Origin of the sequence: Paenibacillus sp. F411 (genome assembly GCF_017582705.1) — a bacterium.
GTDB classification, from domain to species: domain Bacteria; phylum Bacillota; class Bacilli; order Paenibacillales; family Paenibacillaceae; genus Paenibacillus_AQ; species Paenibacillus_AQ algicola.
Genome location: NZ_JAGFIP010000009.1, coordinates 75,594 through 98,208, shown reverse-complemented (window position 1 = coordinate 98,208; position 22,615 = coordinate 75,594). Strand labels below are relative to the sequence as shown.

14 protein-coding genes are annotated in these 22,615 nt (G+C 52.9%); 1 reads left to right on the top strand and 13 read right to left on the bottom strand.

Annotation, left to right across the window (positions count from 1 at the left end; translation table 11 throughout):
* Window positions 1–79 precede the first annotated feature (79 nt).
* Complete coding sequence (locus JJQ72_RS11260; RefSeq protein ID WP_138227469.1) at window positions 80–316, top strand: DUF6953 family protein; 237 nt, start codon at window positions 80–82, stop codon at window positions 314–316.
* An 83-nt stretch (window positions 317–399) separates the two neighbouring features.
* On the opposite strand, the gene JJQ72_RS11255 is transcribed toward JJQ72_RS11260, so the two are convergent.
* From JJQ72_RS11255 to JJQ72_RS11195, 13 genes are all read right to left on the bottom strand, one after another.
* Window positions 400–1,152, bottom strand: a complete 753-nt coding sequence (locus JJQ72_RS11255; protein ID WP_208203724.1) for an iron ABC transporter ATP-binding protein — start codon at window positions 1,150–1,152, stop codon at window positions 400–402.
* Window positions 1,149–2,195, bottom strand: a complete 1,047-nt coding sequence (locus tag JJQ72_RS11250) for an iron chelate uptake ABC transporter family permease subunit (protein WP_208203723.1) — start codon at window positions 2,193–2,195, stop codon at window positions 1,149–1,151. The genes JJQ72_RS11255 and JJQ72_RS11250 overlap by 4 nt, the downstream gene beginning before the upstream one ends.
* The gene (locus tag JJQ72_RS11245; RefSeq protein ID WP_243896035.1) at window positions 2,192–3,193 is read right to left on the bottom strand and encodes an ABC transporter permease; all 1,002 of its coding nucleotides are present in this window, start codon (window positions 3,191–3,193) and stop codon (window positions 2,192–2,194) included. The genes JJQ72_RS11250 and JJQ72_RS11245 overlap by 4 nt, the downstream gene beginning before the upstream one ends.
* 37 nt (window positions 3,194–3,230) lie before the next feature.
* On the bottom strand, window positions 3,231–4,289 hold the full coding sequence (locus JJQ72_RS11240) for a siderophore ABC transporter substrate-binding protein (RefSeq protein WP_208203722.1): 1,059 nt from the start codon (window positions 4,287–4,289) through the stop codon (window positions 3,231–3,233).
* A gap of 245 nt (window positions 4,290–4,534) precedes the next feature.
* Window positions 4,535–5,983 carry a DEAD/DEAH box helicase gene (locus tag JJQ72_RS11235; RefSeq protein ID WP_208203721.1) on the bottom strand — a complete coding sequence of 483 codons (1,449 nt, stop codon included), beginning with the start codon at window positions 5,981–5,983 and terminating at the stop codon, window positions 4,535–4,537.
* Window positions 5,984–6,123: 140 nt separating this feature from the next.
* Window positions 6,124–6,552, bottom strand: a complete 429-nt coding sequence (locus JJQ72_RS11230) for a VOC family protein (RefSeq protein WP_208203720.1) — start codon at window positions 6,550–6,552, stop codon at window positions 6,124–6,126.
* Window positions 6,549–6,974: an SRPBCC family protein gene (locus tag JJQ72_RS11225; protein WP_138227476.1), complete on the bottom strand. Its 426-nt coding sequence runs from the start codon at window positions 6,972–6,974 to the stop codon at window positions 6,549–6,551. Before JJQ72_RS11225 ends, JJQ72_RS11230 begins: the two co-directional genes overlap by 4 nt.
* Window positions 6,975–7,048: 74 nt before the next feature.
* Complete coding sequence (locus tag JJQ72_RS11220; protein ID WP_243896027.1) at window positions 7,049–8,008, bottom strand: sigma-70 family RNA polymerase sigma factor; 960 nt, start codon at window positions 8,006–8,008, stop codon at window positions 7,049–7,051.
* 121 nt (window positions 8,009–8,129) lie between these two features.
* Entirely contained in the window at window positions 8,130–8,831 is a 702-nt protein-coding gene (locus tag JJQ72_RS11215; protein ID WP_208203719.1) for a DUF3600 domain-containing protein, read from the bottom strand.
* Entirely contained in the window at window positions 8,806–9,393 is a 588-nt protein-coding gene (locus JJQ72_RS11210; protein WP_208203718.1) for a sigma-70 family RNA polymerase sigma factor, read from the bottom strand. Before JJQ72_RS11210 ends, JJQ72_RS11215 begins: the two co-directional genes overlap by 26 nt.
* Window positions 9,394–9,584: 191 nt before the next feature.
* Window positions 9,585–16,727, bottom strand: a complete 7,143-nt coding sequence (locus JJQ72_RS11205; protein ID WP_208203717.1) for an InlB B-repeat-containing protein — start codon at window positions 16,725–16,727, stop codon at window positions 9,585–9,587.
* A gap of 139 nt (window positions 16,728–16,866) precedes the next feature.
* A complete protein-coding gene (locus JJQ72_RS11200) occupies window positions 16,867–21,249 on the bottom strand; it encodes a helix-turn-helix transcriptional regulator (RefSeq protein ID WP_208203716.1) in 4,383 nt (1,460 codons plus the stop codon).
* A 55-nt stretch (window positions 21,250–21,304) separates the two neighbouring features.
* The gene (locus JJQ72_RS11195) at window positions 21,305–22,369 is read right to left on the bottom strand and encodes a GGDEF domain-containing protein (protein WP_279591717.1); all 1,065 of its coding nucleotides are present in this window, start codon (window positions 22,367–22,369) and stop codon (window positions 21,305–21,307) included.
* Window positions 22,370–22,615: the final 246 nt, after the last annotated feature.

Genomic DNA, 22,615 nt, shown 5'->3' with positions numbered 1-22,615 from the left:
ATGTTCCTGCTTGCAGCACTTCATATATAATGAAGCTGTAGAATAACTAAAAACCACTCTACCAGAAAGGAGCAGCAGCATGGAAGCAACCGCTCAAGAGGTCGCAGCATGGATGGTGCAGGAGATCAGATCTACGGGGCAGCTGCATCAAAGCGATGCCATTGCCTATGTGAAGGCGCATTTCGGGGAAAGCTTTGTCTTTGTCAATGAGAACGGCAATGCCTCACTGTCCAAGGAGGTCAAAAAGGCTTTTCGCAAGCTTCATGGCGGCCGCATCGCCTGGGATCGTGATGGATTTTTATGGGCGTGGACTTAACGCTTTTGAAGCTTCAGAGGCTCACCTCTCCGGGGTCAGGCCACCCCTCTCAAGGGATGGCTGTGGAGAGCCTCGCTGTACATTCAGTACACCGCGATCGGCCCGTACGGACCTTGAATAATCTCAATCCTCGTCTCAAAAATATCCGTCAGCAGCTCCGGCTTCATGATCTCCGCTACCGTACCAAACGCCGCAATCTGCCCATGCTTCATCGCACAGATGCTATCGGAATATTTAGCCGCAAAATTAATATCGTGCATTACGGTCAGTATGGTTCGGCCGAATTCGTCCGCTACATGCCTTAAATACTGCATCATCTGCACGGACCGGGCAATGTCCAGATTGTTCAGCGGCTCGTCCAGCAGCACGTATTCCGTTTCCTGACACAGCACCATGGCGACATAGGCCCGCTGCCGTTGACCGCCTGAGAGCTCATCCAGATAGCGGTCCTCCAGCTCGGTCAGGTCCAGAAAATCAATATATTTGGAGATGATCCGCTCATCCTCCTTCGTGAGCCGCCCGTTGGAGTACGGGAAGCGTCCGAAGCCGGCAAGCTGCCTTACGGTAAGCCGCGTCACAAAGTGATTTTCCTGCCGCAAAATTGTAATGATCTTCGCCAGGTCCTTGGATTTGGATGTGGACACATCCATATTGGCCACCTGGATCTGGCCTTCATCCATATTCAGAAGCCGGCCGATCATCAGCAGCGTGGTTGACTTTCCGGCACCGTTAGGACCGATTAAAGAGGTCAGGCCTGCCTTGGGAATCTCAAGGTTCAAAGGACCAATGTGGACCTGATCGGTGTATGATTTTTTAACCTGATTGATTTGGATCATAGCGCCCTCTTCCTTAAAAGTACGATTAAGAATAGTATGCCGCCGAACAGCTCGATAATGACCGAGACGACAGCCTGCGAATCAAACACATGATACATCAAGAAATATGCGGTTGTCAGGACGAAGAAGCCTACCGCCAGCGCCATCGGAAAAATATATCGGTGATCATACGTCGGCGCCGCTTGATAGCTTAGCATGGCCACCAGAAAGCCGTAAAAGGTCAAGGGGCCGATCAGCGCCGTAGAGATGGACATCAGAATAGCGACCAGGATCAGAATATAGATGATGCTCGGCTGATATTTGACGCCCACAGAAACGGCGGCATCCTTCCCGAGCGATAACACATTCAGCTTTTTTGCACTGACAAACAGCAGCACGGCAATGAGAAGAACCATTGGAATGACTATAGAGAAATATGCAGCATCCGCATGGTTGACCGAGCCGAACAGCCTTGCCTGCAGCACATCGAATTCCGATGGCGTCAGCACTCTTCTCATGAACGTGGAGACAGATCTGAGACCCACCCCGATGATAATCCCGACCAGAAGCATAAGCTGCAGGTTGCCGTATTTACCGGAGAGCAGCCACCCGTACAGGATCAAGCTCATCAAGACCATGATGACCACCTGAAGCAGAAACGGACCGGTACCGGTAAAGCTGACCAGGGTTCCCGCGCCAAATAAGAAGATCGTGCTCGTCTGAATCGTAGAGTACAGGGTTTCGAAGCCAAGCAGCGAAGGCGTAATAATCCGATTGTTCGTAATGGACTGAAAAGCTACTGTCGATAGCCCTTGGCATACGGCCGCGATCAGCATCGCCACGACAGCGACAATTCTTCTCTCGACGACCGGAATGAACGATGGCGAGTCTACCGGCACCGGATTGTTATATACGAGAAGTCCGTAAGTGGACAGCAGACCTAGCATCATCAGGCTGGTAAGCAGCAGCCAGTAGCGCTTTTGTTCCTTGCGGGAGCGAAAGGCGCTCACGGATCGGGCAGCCTTGACGCTGCGAGAGGCCGAAGTATTTACATGGGTGTTCATCGTGGCCTCCTCCTCGGTTTGCGGCGCCGCAGTAAAATCGCAATAAATACAACCGCACCTAATGTTCCCAGAATTAAGGACACCGGTACCTCGAACGGCATGATAATCGTGCGCGAAATAATGTCACACAGCATAATGGTGCCCATGCCCAGCACACATACCCACGGCAGATTGCTTCTGAGATCATCCCCCCGGAACATCGAGACGATGTTCGGCACAATTAATCCCAGGAAGGGCAGATTACCGATCACCGCAGCCACAATGCCCACCGCCGCCGCAATCAACGCATTCGCTAGTATAATAAGCCGGTTATAATTCAGCCCGAGACTCGTCGCCACATCCTCTCCCAAGCCTGCCAGCGTCAGCCGGTTAGCAAAGATAAAGATCAGGATCGTAATGATGACAATAATCCATAGATACTCATATCTTCCCGCCTGTACCGCTGCGAAAGAGCCGACGAACCATCCTTCAATGACCTGCAGCATCTGAAAAAACAGACCCATAAACGTAGAGACCGCCGAGATGACGGCGCCCAGCATAAGCCCGATAATAGGCACAATCAAGGACGAACGCAGCCGCACCCGCCTCAAGAATAGAAAGAAAACCATCGTGCCGACGAAGGAGAACAAAATGGCACCGGTCATCCGCTCAACCAAGGTTGGCGCAGGAATCAGCACATATACGACCAGAAGGCCCAGACCCGCCCATTCGATCGTTCCGGTTGTTGTGGGCTCTACCAGGCGATTCTGAGTCACCAGCTGCATGACCAGCCCGGACATCGCCATGGCGGCACCGGTCAGCATGAGCGCAATCGTCCGCGGAACCCGGGTAATCCAGAACATTTCCCAGCCGTCCTCCTGACCCCAAATATCGTAGACGCCCGTAAATAGAGAGATTACGCCCAGGATGAGGACCGTAATGACCGCCAGGACAAAAGGCGTGCTCCATATTTTATTATGGTTAGAAAGATGGGGCTGAGATGTTCTCTCAGCCCCCATGACGATATGGTTAGACACGATAGCGTGCTCCTTTATACTACTCGGCTAGCTTATTAGCAAGATTGTTGAACAGCTCGATGTACGTTTGAATGGACTCATTCGTGTACGTATCATTCGGTGCATAGACGATATTTCCTTCAGTGACCGCGGTTGTATTTTGAAGCGCCGGGGCGTTATCAATAACATCCTGAGCCGGGACCTTCGGATCGGTTGAATTAATAGCAGCATCACGGTCCAGGACAAAAATCCAATCCGGATTGCTCTGCGCGATCGCTTCTACAGAAATTTCATCCCCTTGGTGATCCGACGAGGTGTTGTCGATGTCCAGGGACGATGTCCATCCGAAGATTTCGTACATCGGGCCCCAGACGCGTCCAGAGACCGGAGCCGAGAAGCCGATGTTGCCGCCGGAAACAATGACGCTCATTACCGTTTCGGTATCCTGGTAGGCTGCTTTTGCATCTGCGATAGCTTGATCGAATTCAGCATTCAGCTGCTCTGCCTCTGCATTTTTATCAAAAATCTGTCCCAGCTTCAGCGTCGCATCCTTCAGTCCGTTGACCAGGTTGTCACCCGGGGCGCCGGATTCGGCAGAGATGTCGAAGTTCAGATCGATGACGACTGCATTCGGCACCAGCTTCTTGATGTCTTCATAGTAATCAGCAAACCGCTGCCCTACAATGACTAACTCCGGATTGGCAGCCGCCAGAATCTCCAGGTTAGGCTCACTGTGATTGCCAATGTCCTGAACACCCTCATCTGCTACATAGGGGGAGTCCGCAGGCATAACGCCTTTAGGAACCGCAGCCAGCTCGATCTCCCAGTTCGCAAGCGTTTCAAACGTCCGGTTGTCCAGCGCGACAACGTTCTCGGGATTTACAGGCACGGTAACCTTGCCATGAGCATCGGTAATTTCAACGGTCGTTGGCTGAACCGGCTCTGTGGCGGCTGGCGTCGTTTCGGTGGTCGTGGTGGTGCTTGTATTCTCACTGGCGCTGTTGCTTTCTGTACTGCCTGTCGTATCGTTCCCGGTGGAGCATGCCGCCAGCACCAGTACGAACACCAGCATTACAATACTAAATTTGAACTTTTTCATTTCTCTTTCCCTCTCCTTTGTATGTATACTTTCGAAACTCATCGCGATGTCCCGGTTATCAGTGATAATGATAATGATAATTATTATCAATGACAATTTCTTTTTAAAGTATAGCAGGATCCAAAATAATAGCAACCTCTTTTTTTTATCACATTACCTGTACTGTGGTTTGGATAGAGAAACTATAAAGGTCCCGGAGAGTTGTCATCGCTCCCGGGACCTTCTCTTGCTGCCTCATTTAAATGTTAGCTTCTGTTCGCTTCCTGCACCTTGAGAAGCTTCCCTTTAACGGTCGTATCCTTCATCATATGAAGCACTATTCGGCCTTTGCCATTAAGAATATCCACATAGGAAGCATGATCTTCTATGGTAATAATCCCAATGTCCGCTGCCGACACACCTTCGATTTTGGCTATAGTACCTACAAAGTCCACAGCTCTGATCTTCTTTTTCTTTCCGCCATTAAAATACAATTTCATTACATCCTGCCCCAGGCGAGAGCCGCGGCCTTTTGTAACCGATAGCTGCTTCCCTGACTTCGCTTCAAAAGCCGCCTTTCCCCGTGTCACTGCTTCTGCGGATGGATTTGATTTCCTAGGGATGTCAAACCCGATATAGGCTTCAATATTCAGAATGAATTTCTCTTCATTCGGCTTGGCAAAGGAGATCGCTTTCCCGGATTGCCCGGCTCTTCCCGTTCGACCTGTGCGGTGTACGTAGCTCTCGTTCTCCAATGGAAGATCATAGTTCATGACGTGACTGATGTTCTCGATATCAATCCCTCTTGCGGCTACATCCGTAGCAATCAGATAGCGGAAGTGTCCTAGCTTAAACTTGTTCATCACTTGAGTGCGTTCGTCCTGCTCCATGCCTCCATGGATTCTGTTACAGGGATATCCCTGTTTTTCCAACTCTTTATAAACGACCTCGACTCTAGTCTGCGTTCGGCAAAAAATAATACAACGATCCGGATTCTCGATCACGGTGATTGCCCGGAGTAACTGAAGCTTGTCCTCATCCTTTACCATATATAACGAATGCTCAATCTGATTTGTCGCTTCCGAGCCTGCCTTCACCTCAATATCCAACGGATGGTTCATATATCGGTGGCATAAATTCTCGACATCCTTTGGCAGTGTGGCGGAGAACAGCATAGTCAACCGATTCTTGGGCAGCTCGCGAATGATTTTCTCCACCTGCTCAATAAATCCCATGTTTAGCATCTCGTCGGCTTCGTCAATCACGAGAAATCTCACTTGCTCCAGATCGATCGTTTGCTTCTCGATATGGTCCATAATCCGTCCTGGCGTGCCCACAACCACATGATTTCTGTATGTCAGTTGCGTCTTCTGTCTAGCAAATGGCTGCTTGCCGTAAATCGCAATTGCTTTGATTCGTTTGTATTTCCCGATATTCATCATATCCTGCTTAACCTGATCGGCAAGCTCTCGCGTCGGCGTCAAAATCAAGGCCTGCGGCCGATTCTGATCCCACTCTACCATTTGGCAGATTGGAATGCCGTAAGCTGCCGTTTTCCCACTTCCTGTGCGGGATTTCACGGTCATATCCTTCTGCTTAAGCGCAGAGGGAATCACACTGCTTTGAACCTCTGTCGGCATTTGATATCCCAAATTATCCAAGGCGCGGAGAATATCCTCGCTTAATTGGTAATCCTGAAAACTTCGTTCATTCATAAACACACCTCTTTGTGTAGACAACGTTTTTCATAGCTTAGCATTACCGGCTTGGAGCGCTCCGTTCATTGATTATACCATGATTTACTCAAGCAAAAAGAAAGGAGTCGAGCCCTAAGCAGGCCGACTCCAGAACTTATTTAGAAGGTTTCAATTTCCGTATAAATCTGGAAAGTTACGCCGAATGGATCTGTGACATCACCGAACCCAGGACTGAAAGCTTCTTCGCTGAAAGGCATATTGACTTGCCCGCCTTGGCGCAGAGCTTCATAAATATCCCTAGCATGCTCGACAGCGTGCGTCGTAATACAAATAGTAACCCGGTTTCCAGTTCCAAGTGACAGTGATCCGGCTGGCGCATCAGAAAGCATAAGCTCCGTATCACCGATTTTTAATTTGGCATGCGCCACCAGATCCTTTAGTTCTTCTGTAAATGTATTAGACATGCCCGGCATTTCACCGTACGTGGTGCTGGAGAGCACCTCGGCGTGAAATACCTCTTTGTAGAACTGGATCGCTTCCTTCGCTCGGCCCTCTAATGTGATGTATGGAACCAGCTTCATCTTCATGCCTGCTCCGTATATTGCTTGAAATGGTTCATGATCGCCTGCCAGCCCTGCTGCTGCATCTCCACAGCGTGCGTGGCTTCTGCTTCAAAGGTCTGAACGACCTTCGTCACGCCACCTTGATCCTCAAAGAGAATTTCAACCTTTCTGCCGTCTCCCAGCGTGTAGGTGATCTCCTGATGAGGCTTCACAGTGTCGTATACACCATCAAAATCGAAGCCCATGCTGCCGTCCTTCGCCTCCATCCGATTGAGGAAAGCCCCGCCTTCCCGCAGGTCATTCTCCGCTTTCGGCACATGCCACTCTTCCGTCGCATAGCTCCATTTCATAATGTGGACCGGCTCGGTCCAATACGTCCATACCTTCTCAATCGGAGCCTGAACCGTCGCTTCTACCGTTACTTTAGGAGCAGATGGATTGTTCATGGATCAACACCTCTTTCATCAAATTGTTGGTTTATACAGCTCTCACTCCTATAGACGTATGGTGTGGCGAAAATTCATCGCTGTATTTCGAGTGGAAGACCAAATATTCTAAATAAAGGCGTATGAATAAAATTCTGAACATGATCAATATGCCCCTCCCGCACCTCCAGCATATGAATGCCCCAGGGAACGAGAACGTCTGGGGTACGGCCGGGTACATACTGCGCCAATACAGGAACGCCACCATTGGCCGTGGTCCGGATAAACCGGGACCCTTCACAATGCCATCGCGTAAGGGAGAAAAATTGACGCAGATCTTCTCTGCCCTTGATCCACATATTGAACGGCGGCATCGACATGCGGCCTTCTTCATGGAATAACGCCACCAGGGTATCCATATCAAACTGCTCAAATGCGTCTACATATCTGTTAAGCAGCTCTTGATCCGGCTCCATGCCGGTCCTGGCATATTCATCCGAGCGGAGCTGCTCCTGATCCAGCGCCGCTCTTGCTCGCTGAAGTGCGCTGTTTACCGCAGCGGGAGACATGTCCAGAGCCTCAGCAATGTGCTTGGTGGGCCACTCAAAGACGTCCTTGAAGATCCATACTGCCCGCTGACGGGGAGGCAGGACCTGCAGCAGCGCAATAAAGCAGATCTGCAGCGTATCCTTTCGAATCATCCGGTCCTCCGGATTCTCCGCGAAATCCGGGGCTGGCCATACCCACTGGGAAGGCGGCAGCGTATCGCGGGGCTCTACAATGTCGGCAGCGGGATCGAAATGATCTACGGGACGAATCCGGCGCTTCGCCTGCCTGAGCTTATCCAGGCACAGGTTAGAGGCGATCCGGTAAACCCAGGTCTTGAAGGAGGCTTCCCCTCGAAATGAGCTCCGGTGCTGCCACACCCGAATATGCGTCTCCTGCACGGCATCGTCGGCATCCTCCATGGATCCGAGCATTCTGTAGCAGTAGTAAGTGAGCTCCTGCTTGACCTCTTGAAAATATTCCAGCTCTGCTGTCGTATCGTTCATCATTTCCTCCTATACATTGGATGGTATGGAGATTGATCTATGTAGTATCTTTATCATAATAGATTCATATGTGAAGTGGAAAGAGGCACTCTGTTGAGAGTGCCTCTTTCCTGAATGATAGCTTTTATTTTCCCTTGTTCATGCTCTCTTCCAGCTCGAAAATCGTCTGCTGAGCCTCCTTATACGCAGGCTGCAGCTCGACCGGCAGCTCACCGAGCTCCACCGGTCCATCGCTCGGATTGACCCCCGACTGAGCCAGGATTGATTCCCTCTGCAGCTGTGCTTCCATGTAGCGATCATACTGTTCAGCACTAAGCACCTCTTGAGCAATCGGCTGGCCATTCAGCTGGTCAAAATAGGGCTGTATTTCTGCATACAGCATCTTTAATTCTGCATAGGTCTCGGGCGGCAGAGCCAGAAAGTCGATCTGATAATGCTTGTTGGCATACTCCACCTTGGCAGCGACCACTTGCTTTAACTGCTGCTCGAAGGCAGGGTAATCCTCACCCAGTGTTTTTTTCGCGCCGCCGAGCTTCATACCCAGCTTCTGGTACTCCTGCATGGTCACCGTCACGACCGTCTTCTTCAGCTCTGCAAATGAACCATAAATCCGATCAGCCAGCTCTGGGCTGGCCGCAAAGGCTGTGGCCGTCACTGCAAAAACACTGATCAGCGCCACAAGGACCGCACGCCGGAAGGGTGTGGTTCTTCGGCCTCTATATCTTTTGTTAAGATGCCTGGCAACGGCTGCATCGAGCTCTGATGGAACGTCGATGCTGTGTGCATAATGCCCAAGGGATTTACGAATGTGTTGCTCGATAGTCATGTGTACTCTCCACCTTTTCATCTGAAATGTGATTCCACTCTTTACGCAGCTTCATAATTGCAGCGTGGTAACGCGATTTGACGGTCCCGACCGGAACCTGCAGCAGCGAGGCCGTCTCCTCCAGACTGTAATCGTGATAGCAGCGCAGCACTACTACGGTGCGCAGTTTACTTGACAGCTTCATAACATGCTCCAGCAGCTCATCCTTCGTCTCCAGACGGCTTATGGGTTCGTCCTGTGCCGGGGCTGTGGACAACGCCCGCTTCAGCACATCATATCGGCGAAAGCTGCGCCACAGGCTTCTCCGGTGTTGATTACTCACTCGAATCACAATGCCGTGGAGCCAGAAGCGAAACGGCCGAGTGTGATCATAGTCACGATAAGACCTCCATAATTGGACATATACCTCATTGGCAACTTCCACCGCATCCTGACGGTTCGGAATCAAGCATGCCACCATCCGGTAGACATCCTCTCGGGTTTCCCTGTATAACTCCTCGAACGCAGAGTCTTCCTCTTGCAGCATCCGCGTTAACAACTCTTGGATCTTCACTTCCTTCACGGGGGGCCCTCCCTATATACTGAACTTCACCTTATATTGGCCGGATGCCGGAAAAAGGTTCGGTTTACTTTCTCTCCATTTGAACGTTTCTTCCACAATATCACAGATACAGCGAGGCAACCCGCACAAAAACAGGATGTCTCCGACCGCATTAGCGGCAGGAGGACATCCTGGTTGTGTTGGGGTGAAGCCTATGTCTCTGGTGTATTGCCGTTTATAGAGCCATTGTTGACGATCGTACCCTGGGTTGAATTCAGTGTTCCATGATTCGTGATGGTGCCATCGTTCGTCAGTGTCCCCTGGTTAACCATAAGGGCGCCCGCATCAATGGTCAGCGTGCGGCCGCTCACAATCCGAAGGGCTGAAGTGCTTGCGATCACGTATTTTTGGTCAGGCTTTATGCTAAAGTTAACCATTACGGTCGCATTGCCGTTCAACGTATACTCGGCTACACCGTTTACATACGTTAAGGTCACACCTGCACCTGTAGACAGCGTCAGATAAGAAGGATCTTTGCTGATGACAGAAAAGCCGTTTACGACATGCAGCGCAGATGAGGTAAACTCCACCGGGCCCGTCAGATTAACATTGGCAAAGTCAAACTCTAATCTGCCGGACACATCCATGCGGCCTGATCCATTCAGCGTGGAGCTGTATTCCGACCGCATGGTCCCGCCCTGTCCCGCTGGAATTTGAATCGTGCCGTTGTTGGTCCAGGTCCCGCTATTGCTGACGCCAGAATTGATGACGACTGTACCGCTGCTTTCGACGAGAACCGTGCCTGAATTTCTAAGCTCGCCCAAATTGCCGTAAACGTGAACCGTTCCATCAATGGCAAGGGTAGTACCGGCAAGCACTCGCAGATTACCGTTGACGTTCATCGTAATGCCTGCAGGCACCCGCAGACTGGCACTCAAGCTATGGTCGCCGGCAACAACCGTTTCAGTGCTGGACAGCTTGGTGATGCTGGTAAGCCCTGCTGCCTTCGCATTCGAAATAAACTCATCCGCTGGGGACGTCGTAGCTGCATTCGTCGCAGCGCTAATGACCGTACCGACTCCGGGATGGATGCCTGTTACGACAACCTGCAACCTCTTACCGCCATCTGCTGCGGCAACCATGTAGGCTGACGTACTGCTTCCCTGACCGGATGCATCCTGATAGACTCCACTTCCAGGGGCCGTTTCCACCTGCCACTGATAGGCAGCCCGGCTGCCTGCCGGAAGTCCGTCTGCCATGGTCACATCGGCATGAATGGTGGTGCCCACCCATGGATCTGAGGGTTGAATGACTGCACCTAGTACACGTACCGTAACCGCGCTCGTGACGGCAGTCTCCGTGCCGATTGCCGGATCTACACCTCGAACAGTCACTTGAAGCCTCTTGCCCGAATCAGCGGCAGCCACTGTATAGCTTGCCGTATTGCTGCCTGCCCCGTGCGCTTGCTGATAGATGCTACTGCCTGCTGTCGTTTCAACCTCCCACTGGTAAGACACCTGGCTGCCTGCGATGCTGCTGTCGCTCATCACGACATCAGCCGTTAGGATGTCCCCAAGTGATGGGGTCGTATTATCAATCGTAACCCGGGATACCTTTGCGGCTACTGCCTGGGTTGCTGGACTTGTGTGTGATCCCGCCACGGGACTCACTCCCGACACGACTACCCGCAGTTTCTTTCCTACATCGTCAGCCGCTGCCGTGTAAACCGGACTCTCGTTCCCCGTCCCGGCAGCTGCGATATAGCTCCCGCTTCCTGCAGTCGTCTCCACCTGCCACTGATAGCTGACACGCCCGCCCGCAGGCTGACCGTCATTCATCGTAACAAGGGCGGTCACAGCCTCCCCGGCGGCAGGCTGTACGTGATCTGTCGTAACACCGATAACGAGAACAAGTACGGGCTCGGTCGCGGCACTAATCTGTTCTCCCACAGCCTGACCGACACCGGTCACAACGACGCGCAGCCTCTTGTGTGACTCTGCGGCGGTGACGATGTAGCTTGCCGCTGTGCTGCCAGAACCAACAGCATTCTGATACACTCCGCTGCCGACAGCCGTCTCCACCTGCCATTGATAGATCACCTGACCGTCTGGCGAGCTGCTGTCACTCATACGAACCGTAACCGCAAGGGTATCTCCAATTGCCGGAGCCGTATTGTTGATATCGGCCGTAGCGACCTGAGCAGCCAGACTCCAATCGGCGATGAATGTGACATCCTGAGCCGGCATAATCGCTGGCGGATCAGGATGAATCCAGCCCCGGAACAAATACCCTTCCCGGGTAACCACAGGCCTTGGAATGTCTGATGCAAGGATCGACGCTCCGTATTTCACCGGGATGACCGTGCCGCCTGTCCCTCCGTTCGCATCAAAGGTCAGATTGTAGCTGTTCCGCTTGTAATAGAGCTTCAAGCGAAGCGGGTTGGTGCTGTCCAGATTGACCGTGCCGCTGGACACACTTTCCGGCACGCTGGTGTCATAGGTGAAGCCCACGTACTCTTTTGGCGCTGCCGTTACGGTTGAGCCTGCCTGAGCGTACAGCTTCTCCGGATTGTCCAGCGGCTCATACGCCCCGCCTTGCAGCGTCTCCTTCGAGTGATAGGCGAGGTAAAGTCCGTCGGCAAATGTCCATACCGCCTGGAAGGTCATATCTCTCATCGGCATGACAGCCGGAATCTCCGGCGACCAGCCTTCGAACTGCGCATACTGGCGGTAAGCCGACGGGGTCCGTATACTGGCTCCATGTGGAATCATGGATGGATAGCTGGACAGGGCACCGCCGTTCCCATCGAATGTAACCTGATATCGGTTCCGTTTGTAATACAGCCTTAACACACTGCTGCCGTCCCCGTTAATTGTACTTGCAGTCAAGGTGTTCGGGGCACTGCTGTCATAAGTGAAGCCATCGAAGCTTTTCGGGGCTGCCTGAATGGCCGCATTCGTCGTCCCCTTAAACGAATTGGATTCCGCGACGCTGTAAGTCAGAGCATCGGTATAGCTTACCTGACCCGCAGCATTAGCACTAAGAATTGGCAGATCCTGAAGCAGATGCACCACCTTATAAGGGGTATCCTCATTCTCTCGCCAGGTCGCCGTGAACGTCATGTCTTTCGTCGGCATCACCGCTGGCACTGCTGACGACCAGCCTGTAAATGTGTATCCCGCTCTGAACGCCCCCGGGATTTGCGTCGAAATGTTCTTCCCGTTTCTCGCGGTGATCGACCTTGTGAACAGCTCATTGCCGCGGGAATCCCGGTAGCCCAGGCTGAAGGTAAGCGTTGCATAATGGCGCTCATAATAGATTTTGGCTACCGTCGAGCCGTCTCCCTTGATGTATACACCTCCAACATATCCGGACAAAAACCCTTCACTTTGATATTTATTGGAGGAAATGCGGAGCTCCGTCCCTGAGGTCCCCTTCAAATTCTCTGTAGCTGCAAGGGAAGCTTCATTCGTATTGGAATCGATCAAATAATGCTCGACCTTATACGGTGTATCGGTTCTCGGCTCCCACTTGGCGTACAGCCACTCCGGATTTTCGGGCATCCGGTCAGGGACAATATACTCTTTGCCATCCTCTGTGTACCAGCCCTTGAACGTATAACCAGCCCTCACCGGAGGCGCCGGAGGCACAATCTTCTCATTATACTGACCTCTCAGCAGGAGCGAAGAATCTCCATTCCCCGGGTAAAATTGCAGAAACTTCGTATAATCATTGTTAATCCAGCTCAATTCAACGACCCGCTTGATGGGCGCGGAGGTGAACGCTAACGGCGCCTGCTTCCAGGTGAGCACCATTTCTCCATGCGTAGCCCCTTTGTTCGTCGTCACCGTAATTACATTTTTGGCCGCATCATACTTAAATTCAGGGTTTGTCATCTCGATGGTGAACTGGGATGCATCATAGACCTTCTCGATCACCTCTCCCGACTTCAAATCCATCGCACTCATGGTAAACAGCCGGGATGGCAGGCTCTCACTTTCCAGCCGCTTGACCATTTGGATCACAGGCGTATCCTCCTGCACATATACAAAATCATCCACACTCAGCTGCGATCCTGCAGAGTAGAGCGGCCACTCATTGGAATAGAGCGGAACCTGCGCTGAAAGAGCTCCATTTCCGAGCTGAGCTGCAAAAATAGACTCCAGGTAAATCCCGATCTCCATATACATGGCTCCCGCGGATTGGGTCTGTGTCCCGGCTGCCGCTGTATACACCAGCTGATAGTAAAAATACCCCATAAGCTTCAAATAAGGCCCTGCTTCCACTTCAAACCCGACGCTGTTCAAATCGACGCTGAACAGGCCAGCCTTCAGCTGCATCTGGATGCCTGCCCGCAGCCCCAGCGTTCCCAGTACATACAGCTTGATATGATATTCGCCATCTCCGGACAAGCTGACCGTGTTGCTGGCACCCGTTCTGCTCAGTACACGTACAGTAACAGAATATCGCTTCGCACTTTTATAGCCGAAATCGCTGCCGAGCGTAATATTGGGATTCAGACTGATGACGAAATTGACCGTGAACTCGATTTCGATCACGCCATAGCAGATTCTCTTTTTCTGCTGCAGAAGCTCCTGGCTCAAGAGCGGCACCCACTCGGTCTCGTTCTGGAGCAGCTCCTGATACATCTGCTTCAGGGTTGACGCGTTTAATGTCTCCTTCATCTGCACGCCATCCATCAGCGCCTGCATTTGCTGCGCTATGTTCGTGATGTCGCTGGCCTGTGACCAGTCCGGGCCTTTATCTTTTTCGATGGTGCCCATCTCTGCTGTGATATTGATGCCCGTATACGTATAAGCATCCAGATTGGCGGTAATGGTGTAGTCTTGAATGATCGGAATGAACCAGTACCATTTCACCTGAGTATCGCCGTTGATCCCGAGCTCAAAGCGGATCTCTTCTTCAAATGTGCTCGTCATGTGGATGATAAAGCTGTCATCATTGCCCTCATCGGTATCAATGATAATATCGCATTGTACCTGAAGTGTTACACTAGCACCGGTATGTCCGGGGAAGTGCTTCAGCTTCGTGCCGATGGAAGGCACAACGGTCAGATTCTCCACACTAACCTCAATATCTGAGCCTTTGGATGCCGCGATGCTGCGCTCATCATACCGCTGCTTGAACCCGTCGGTCTGCAGAGCCATGGTTGACAGATAATCAGCGGCCTCCTGTACAAATCCGCTTTCGATCGCTTGCTGCTTGATCTGCGCCTCAAGCCTCTCCTCCTGGGCATCCTCTAACAGCTCATCGCCATCTATACGCTGCTTCTGATAGAAATCCAGCGCACTCGCAATGTCCTCAGAGGTCACTTCAGTATAGGTAATAATATCCTCTGAACCTGCTGAGGTGACAGAGGTAATTCTGGCGTAGCCCGCAGAGCTGGACTGACTTCCGAATTCTCCCTCGTAAAAGGCGATGTAATCCCCTTCTTGTACGGTAGTCAGCTCACTGAGTCCCAGCGGTGCATACTTGCTGTCCTGAAAATTGAGCGCAGCGTGATCTACCGTAATAGAGTTATTGTCAGGATCGCCGTCTATATCCGAAGCACTGCTGACAGGCAGCACATCCGGTTTAAGCAGCACCTCCTCCGCATCAGCGCTGGTGTATGTGTAGGTCGTTCCATTCTTTGCTGTAATTTCTACATACGCGACTTCACCGTTATCGGCCTCGGTCGTGTTAACCGTACGCTGATCGGGCCGAGTCCCTTCGTAAATGGACACTGTATCTCCCACGTCAATGCTCATGCTGCCGGCATAGTTAAACGTCCCGTTCGTAACATCTGCCGCTGACAGCGCCGTCCCACCGTTCGTCACGCTGGCGCGCATCACCGGTACCGAATGTAATGACATGGGTGTCCCCTCCCGGGACATGCCTTGCACTTCGGAGGCCGGGACATAGATCAGCTCAGGATTCAGAGGCAGCTGCGCAACCGCCTGCTTGCTAATGCTAAAGACATAAACCCGCGTCGAGGGATCCTGTCCGGTAAAAGAAAGCTTGTCGTCCGTTAGCGTAACCTGATATGTATTCCCTTCTTCAAAAGCCCCTTCCTGGGCCGCTGCCGTAAATGTGCCCTGCGAGCCGGTCACCTGAATACCGGCAAAGCCTGGATTCGCCGGGGCTTCAAACGTCATGCCTGCCCTCACCTGCTCGGCCGTCAGGGACCCGGTAGCTTCCTGGATCCCCAGCGTGAAACGGGGGGACTGATCCAGCACCGTGACACTTGGAATACTCTGCACCGCTTCATGAACGCTGTCGATATACTTGGCATACAGCATCATACTGCCTGTCACCGGCTCTCCATCCCGGAGCAGCTGAGTCAGCGCGGCATCTTTGAACCAGCCTTGAAAAATAGCCCCGGCCTTCACAGGAACCGGAAGCTGACTTACCGGTGCACCTGCTGCATAGGACAGGCTCTGGATTGCAGTGCCTCCATTCGTTTCAAATGAAATGATGTATGTCGATGCCGAAGGGCTGCCGCCACCGGGATTGCCCGGGCTTTCAACGATTGGCGATGGCGCCGCAGGAATAGCTGGAGCTTCCGGTACTGCGGGCGGCGCTGCAGCTTCCTCCTGCTCTTTGAAGGCCAGAATCACCTCATGGCTCGTCATGCTGAGAACCGCAGCTTCTGCTCTGGTTGCTTTGGCTTTGGGATTGAATCGGCCTTGGGTATCGCCCTTAAGCACGCCAGCCTGCCAAAGCTTGATGACAGCATCGACGGCCCATGGAGAAATCGCAGCGATATCCTTCGGCTTCGTCTCGATCCTGCCGTTTTTCTCATAATGCACGTTGACTGTTTCAAAATACCGCAGCGTCAACACAGCAATCTGTTCCCTGGACACGATCCCCTCCGGGGAAAACCTGCCGCCGCCTGTCCCGGTCGTTATTTCTTTCTCCACGGCCCAGGCCACATAAGGTCCATACCAGGAGTCCGGCGGTACATCCTCAAACACCGGAGCCGTATAGCCGCTGATATCAACCCCAGCAATCCGCCCCAGCACGGTGATGTACATGGCCCTTGTCATTGTGCCTTGAGGGGTGAAGTTCCCGTTGCCTGTCCCGCTGAAAATACCGTGCTGCTGCACATACTGAACGGCAGGGTAATACCAGTCTGCCGCCTTCACATCCTGAAACGATGTCTTGATCTCTGAGCTCAAACTCGAAGGAGCCAAAGAGACATCATGCCAGTTGATGTGCGGCTCCGGCTCCCCCTGTGCTGAGCCGGATGAATTCACCGTACCTATGGAGGCGGACATTGCCTCGGCCGGCAGCAGCGATAGCGTCATGCAAATGAGCAATAATAGACTAATATAGCGCGTATACCATGTTTTCAAATTGAATCCTCCCGCTAGACGATATTGTAGGCTGCCTGCTTCTGTTCCTGCCTACATCGTAGAGTTCGAGAGGGTTTACCGCATCTACCGAAAGTTATAGTTTCGACAAAAAAACACCTGCTTGCATGACCCTATGCATTTATTCTATGAGCTGAAGCTCTCTTGCTTTTTGAATGGCTTGCACACGCCTGTTCACCTGCAGCTTGCCATAGATTCGGTTCACATGGGATTTTACCGTGCCTTCCGTGATATGGAGAGAGGCCGCGACCTGCTTGTTGGATAAGCCCTCTGCAAGCAGCTGAACAATCTCCATCTCCCGGCGGGTCAACGGATCGACCAATACGGCTGGCTCAGACGTCTGTGCCTTCATGGCCTGCGGCTTCTGAACGTCACGTTCCAGACGCCCCAGCTGCTTCAGCTCTCCGTACACCATTCGCGAAAATACAAGCTCCAGCATATCCACCCGCTCATTGGTAAAAGCACCCGCCGTTAAATTGTTCTCCAGATACAGAATGCCTTCCTGATGGTTAGCATCCCGAATCGCCATGCACAGCATGGAGCGCGGCTTCTGCTGCACAATGTAGTCATCCTTCGCAAATATGCTGCTCCCGGCATCGCCCACGACGACCGGTTCTTTTGTCTGCTGAACGAACTGAACCACACTGGATGCGTAGCAGTCCTGGATCTCGCAGCCATGCCCTCCTCCGTTCAGCTCCAGTCTCGCTTCAACCGTCATCCTCCCGGACTCGCATAACAAGACTACTCCCCGCTCGGCGCCGGTAGTATGCAGCGCCAGCTGCAGGAATTTCTCCGGCAGGCGCCGCTCGGAGTGATCGTGATGCGAAAGACCCGCCATCTGCCGCAGCAGCTCCAAATCGAGCTCCCTGCCGAGATTAGCACTATGAAGAGCTGCTGATGCCAAAGCGAGCTTCAGGCTTGGCTGTAAGTCCGGGGCTTCGCCTTGCTCCGCTTCGCCGGATGCTTGAACCGTCAGCGCAGGGTGTGAAGCCTGCAGCAGCCTCACCTTTCCCGCTGCGCCCCAGGCCGCATAGGCCTCGCAAGCTTTTTGCAGATAGGCTGCTTCCAAGGTTAGATCTCCCATTCGCCGACAAAGGCCTGCAGCCAATTCCGCCGCAATGGCTGCTTCCCGAGCATCGCCGGCCTGCCGGGCATGCTCGATCGCCAGGTCGTAAAGGCGTAATGCCTTCTCGTTCTTGCGGCTCACTCTCGCGTACTCGGCCTGCATGATCCGGTATTTGGCCAGTGTCGTGTCTGGCGAGGACTTGCTCCATGCTCGCATCCGGTTCATCAATCGGCGCAGGGTCGTTCGCTGATCCGGCTGCAGTCTGGATAATGGCGCAGCTTCGGCCATGAGGGCAAGGGCATGATAAAAGCTATATTTTTGATGAATCGTCACCATGATTTCTCTCTTGAAGCGCCCGGCCTTTTCGGCCAGAGTCACCGCCTCGGGATACCGGGAGTAAATAAAGGCGACCTCCAGCCTGCATGTATAATAATAGAACCAATTGCCCTTCTCTTGACGGCCGACCTCTGCTCCGGGGTGAAGCTTCTCCTCCACCATATAAGGGATACGGAATTGCAGCGCCTGTCCTTCACTGCCATGCTGCAGCAGCTCGACGTAGCGTTTAGAGATATACAGCACTCGTAATGTGATTTGATCCAGCACTTGTCCGTACTGCTCCTCATAGGCATGCACGAGACGGTCTAGGTGCTTGAGCTCCCCATCACAAACCATCACGTGACAAGACATTGCATGGCCCGCACTCACGAGATCTCCGCATTCGAGGCTCAGCTGTACAGCCTGCTCAAAAAGAGGTGCAATCTGCTCGGCCTGGGCATGCTGCTTTACCAGCGCAGTAATCAGCCGAATCTTGCCCTTCAGCAGCAGGCTGTCCGACTGCTTGGCATAATGCCAGGCGGTCTCGGCAAGATGCAGCGCCTGCTTGTCATTTCTAAGGCCGAAGGCCAGCGCAATAGCATAGGAGCCCAGTGCAATAGCGAATGCATCCCCAAGACCCTGCTGCAAGGAACGCCGTACGTATTTGGCGAACATGACGACTGCGAGCTCCGGGTTCACGACATAAATCACAGTGCTCGAGACCATCACAATATCAGACAGCGCTTGATGCGCGGCATCATCATGGCTCGGCAGGGTGCTCAGCTCCATGCGTTTATGCGCAAGCGCGAGCTGGGTGCGGGCGACTTCCAGGAGAATGGAGGCGCGGGATGTGGAGGAGGGGATGGAGAAGCCGAATTCCTGCATGGCTTGGAGCGCGGTGTCTGCCGCCTTCTCCAGGCTCCGATGGAAGGCATACATCATAATCATAATCGTGTAAATCCGTGCTCGTACCTCTACAGCCTCAGTATGTAGAAGCAGCTGATGCAGATCCTCTTCAGCCTGCTTCCATTGTCCGCAGAAATACAGGCATTCACTGCGCTCCAGCAGAAGCTGAACATACAGCCAGTCCGGCTCTGCCAAGCCTCCTGCCTCTGCCAGCTGCACCCCTGCTGTCAAGAGCTCCAGCGCTTGTCCATAGGCAGCTGCAGCTTTAGCAGCTATCCCGGATCTCAGATTTAGGACCGCCAGCTGCTCCGCTTCTGCCTGCTCTGCAATATGCTCCCGGCCCAGGTTCATATGATGCACGACCTCAAACAGCCGCTCCTCATCCCTTTCGGCGTGAAGTGATTCCCGCAGTGAGCGGCCGATGTCCAGATGAGCCTGCGCCTTCAGCTCTTCCGGATTCAGCTCATAGGCCGCCATCTGCACCTGATCATGGAGAAATCTCATTCGGCCCGGCTCCGGCATAAGCCATCCCTCGCTTACCGCGGGCGACAGAGCCTGGATCAGCTGCTCCGGACTGTCTTTTGTCACGAGCGCGAGCTTATCCAGCTCGAACGAAGCGCCCAGGCAACCCGCTACACGCAAAACCTTGCGAGTAGGTGCGGGAAGATCATGCACCCGGCTGCGGATCAGATCCGCTACCTGTCCATAGCCGGCCATTTCAGTCATCGCCTGAAGGTCCCATTTCCAGCACATCTCATCCGCATGGAACCACAGCCACTGCTTCTCATGACAGGTCTCTACCATCTTGTGGATATACAGCGGGTTACCAGCCGTCTGCCGGTACAGTACATCCGCAAACGGCTGGAGTGCATCGCCCTCTTCCTGGAGCAAGTCGGAGAGGTAGTGCAGAACCTCGTGATAGGTGAGGCCGTGAACGTTCATGACCGAGACCCCGGCTGCGTCTGCTTCCGAGGTCTTCAAGAGCAGCTCCTGGAGCTTGTGCCCCTGACTTACCTCGTGTTCCCGATACGTACCGATGATGACAACATGCTTCAGGGAAGAGTGCTGCCACAGCTCGGACAGCAGATGAAGAGTGCCGGAGTCCGCCCACTGCAGATCATCCAGCCCCAGCACCAGCGGGTGCTTCTCATCCGCAAATGCCTGAATCACCTTGCCGAACAGACTTCGGAAACGGTTCGTCGCCTCCAGGGGAGACAAGGGCTCCAGGGGCTGATGCTTTCCCAGCAGCCAGGATAGCTCAGGAATGACCTGAACCAGAACGCTTCCGCTTTTTCCTACGGCGTCCAGAAGCCTTCTTCTCCATGGCTCCCGCTGCGCTTCACCTGCAGCCATCCTCTGCCGAATCAGCTTCGTCACGGCCGCTATAAACGGAGCATAGGGCTTCGATTCCAGCAGCGGCTCACACTTGCCTGACGCGCTGTAGCCCCCCTGTTGCGATGCATCGTTCTGAAACGCTCTCAGAAGTGCAGATTTGCCGCTTCCTGTATGGCCGCCGATGAGCAGCAATTCCTTGGCGCCGCGAATGGAGCGGCCGTATATCTCTTGCCACGCCTGCCATTCCGAATCCCGGCCATAGAGCTTGGAAGGCAGACGCAGCACACTCCGATCATCAAGAGCCCCCAGTGAAAAAGAAGCAATCGTTCCCTCTGTAACCCAGGCATCAGCACAGATCCGGAGATCATCTTGGAGCCCGCGCGCGCTCTGATACCGCTCCTCCGGCGACTTGGCGAGCAGCTTCATTACGAGATCATTCAGCATCTTCGGGACCTGTCTCTGCCTGGACACCACCGGAACGGGCAGCATCGCCATATGAGCATGGGTCCATTCATGCATCGTGGCGGCCTGAAATGGCGTCTCTCCGGTCAGCCACTCGTAGAACAGAACGCCGAGCCCGTACAGATCGCTCCGATGGTCCGGCTCCCTGAACATGCGTCCGGTCTGCTCTGGAGACATATAAGCATACCTCCGCTCCGAGATCTCCGGCGGTGAATTTAGCCAATAGAGCTTCGCTTCGCTCAAGTCCCTTTGCAAGCCGATCTGTTCGGGGTCAATCCCGCAAGGGCCTGCAGACCACTGGTGCCGCTCATGGATGAGGTCCGCCATCTGCAGTGCCATTGAAAAAAAGAGGGTAGGCTCCATGACCTTCACATGCTGGTCCATGAAATCTCTCAGGGTCATATCCACAATTTCATTCATCGTTGTGCAGACCTCCTGTTGCCATTTCTTTTTCTACATACTTCTGGTTTCGCAATTATTTCCCCTCATAATTTCCGCACACCCGGTTGCGCCCTGCGCGCTTGGCTTCATACAAGCACTCGTCCGCGCTGTCCACCATCTGGTTGGGATCGCCCACGGTTTCCGGGTAGGTGGCCACGCCGATGGAGATGGTGATGTTGATCCTTTCTTTGGATGAGACTGGAAAAGGGTGAGCCTCTACCGTCTGCCGAACCCGCTCTGCAATGTCTAAGGCTTGTGGATGAGGACAGTCCGGCAGAATGACCGAAAATTCCTCGCCGCCGTTTCGGGAGACGACATCGAAGGAGCGCGTGGTGCTCTTCAGGATTTTTCCCAGCTCGACCAAAATCTTATCGCCGATCGGATGGCCGTATGTATCGTTCACATGCTTGAAATGATCAATATCGATGATAAACAGCGACAGCCGCTCCTTCTTATCCATCGCCTGGTGCATCAGCTCATTCCAGATTGCATCGAATTGACGCACATTATTGAGACCCGTCAAGAAATCGGTCGTGGATTCTTTTTCATATTTCAGGAGCAGGTATTGGGTTTTCAGAATATACTCCACAAAAAACACCGAGGTCAGGCCGCCGATCATCGAAATAACCCAGTAGGTAGGAATTAAAGAGGCCAGAATTGTGGCATCCTGCACCAAATAAGTAATAATTACACTAAATACGACGTTGGAAAAAATAATCATCAGCAAGCCTTGCTTGTATTGATTCAGGTCGGGATATTTTTTTCGATGTACTTGCTGAACCCATATAAATCCGATCACCAGAATAGCCATCAGAACCATCGCCGCTACCGCCGAGGTTGTAAATCCGAATTCAAATCGACCCGCGATGATGAGGACGGCGCTGACCACCGCTGACATCACGCCTCCGAACAAAATGAGCAGCATCGGTGGGATAAACCGCAGATCAACGATCGTTTCTGCCGTGACTTGGATGGAAAAGCTCATCAACACGTACCCGAGAACCCCTCCCGCGACCCCATCGACAACAGCCGGGTAGAGTTGAAAATGCTGCCCCAGCGGAACAAACCTCCATCTGATTTGTAAGTAAATAAAGATCAACGCAATAAGAACACAAAGATTGATAAACAGATCATTGATTAACGACAGCAACCCAACCCATCTCCCTCTACAAAACGCGAATGTTGTCAGTTTGTGTTACATATATCATATTCGTGCCCTAGCGGCAACCGTTGTTCTCGCTGGTGCGGGGTAAGATGAAGGGACTCTAAGCCCCTTTGGGCGGTGCTTATACGATCTGGGGAGTGGTTAATGATGCACAAGGCAACACTCGGTGAAGGTAAAAAG

What these genes read in the sequence shown, in the direction of transcription:
- JJQ72_RS11260 (WP_138227469.1), top strand. Translation starts at nt 80, where the DNA reads ATGGAAGCAACCGCTCAAGAGGTCGCAGCATGGATGGTGCAGGAGATC.
- JJQ72_RS11255 (WP_208203724.1), bottom strand. Translation starts at nt 1,152, where the DNA reads ATGATCCAAATCAATCAGGTTAAAAAATCATACACCGATCAGGTCCAC.
- JJQ72_RS11250 (WP_208203723.1), bottom strand. Translation starts at nt 2,195, where the DNA reads ATGAACACCCATGTAAATACTTCGGCCTCTCGCAGCGTCAAGGCTGCC.
- JJQ72_RS11245 (WP_243896035.1), bottom strand. Translation starts at nt 3,193, where the DNA reads ATGGGGGCTGAGAGAACATCTCAGCCCCATCTTTCTAACCATAATAAA.
- JJQ72_RS11240 (WP_208203722.1), bottom strand. Translation starts at nt 4,289, where the DNA reads ATGAAAAAGTTCAAATTTAGTATTGTAATGCTGGTGTTCGTACTGGTG.
- JJQ72_RS11235 (WP_208203721.1), bottom strand. Translation starts at nt 5,983, where the DNA reads ATGAATGAACGAAGTTTTCAGGATTACCAATTAAGCGAGGATATTCTC.
- JJQ72_RS11230 (WP_208203720.1), bottom strand. Translation starts at nt 6,552, where the DNA reads ATGAAGATGAAGCTGGTTCCATACATCACATTAGAGGGCCGAGCGAAG.
- JJQ72_RS11225 (WP_138227476.1), bottom strand. Translation starts at nt 6,974, where the DNA reads ATGAACAATCCATCTGCTCCTAAAGTAACGGTAGAAGCGACGGTTCAG.
- JJQ72_RS11220 (WP_243896027.1), bottom strand. Translation starts at nt 8,008, where the DNA reads ATGATGAACGATACGACAGCAGAGCTGGAATATTTTCAAGAGGTCAAG.
- JJQ72_RS11215 (WP_208203719.1), bottom strand. Translation starts at nt 8,831, where the DNA reads ATGACTATCGAGCAACACATTCGTAAATCCCTTGGGCATTATGCACAC.
- JJQ72_RS11200 (WP_208203716.1), bottom strand. Translation starts at nt 21,249, where the DNA reads ATGAATGAAATTGTGGATATGACCCTGAGAGATTTCATGGACCAGCAT.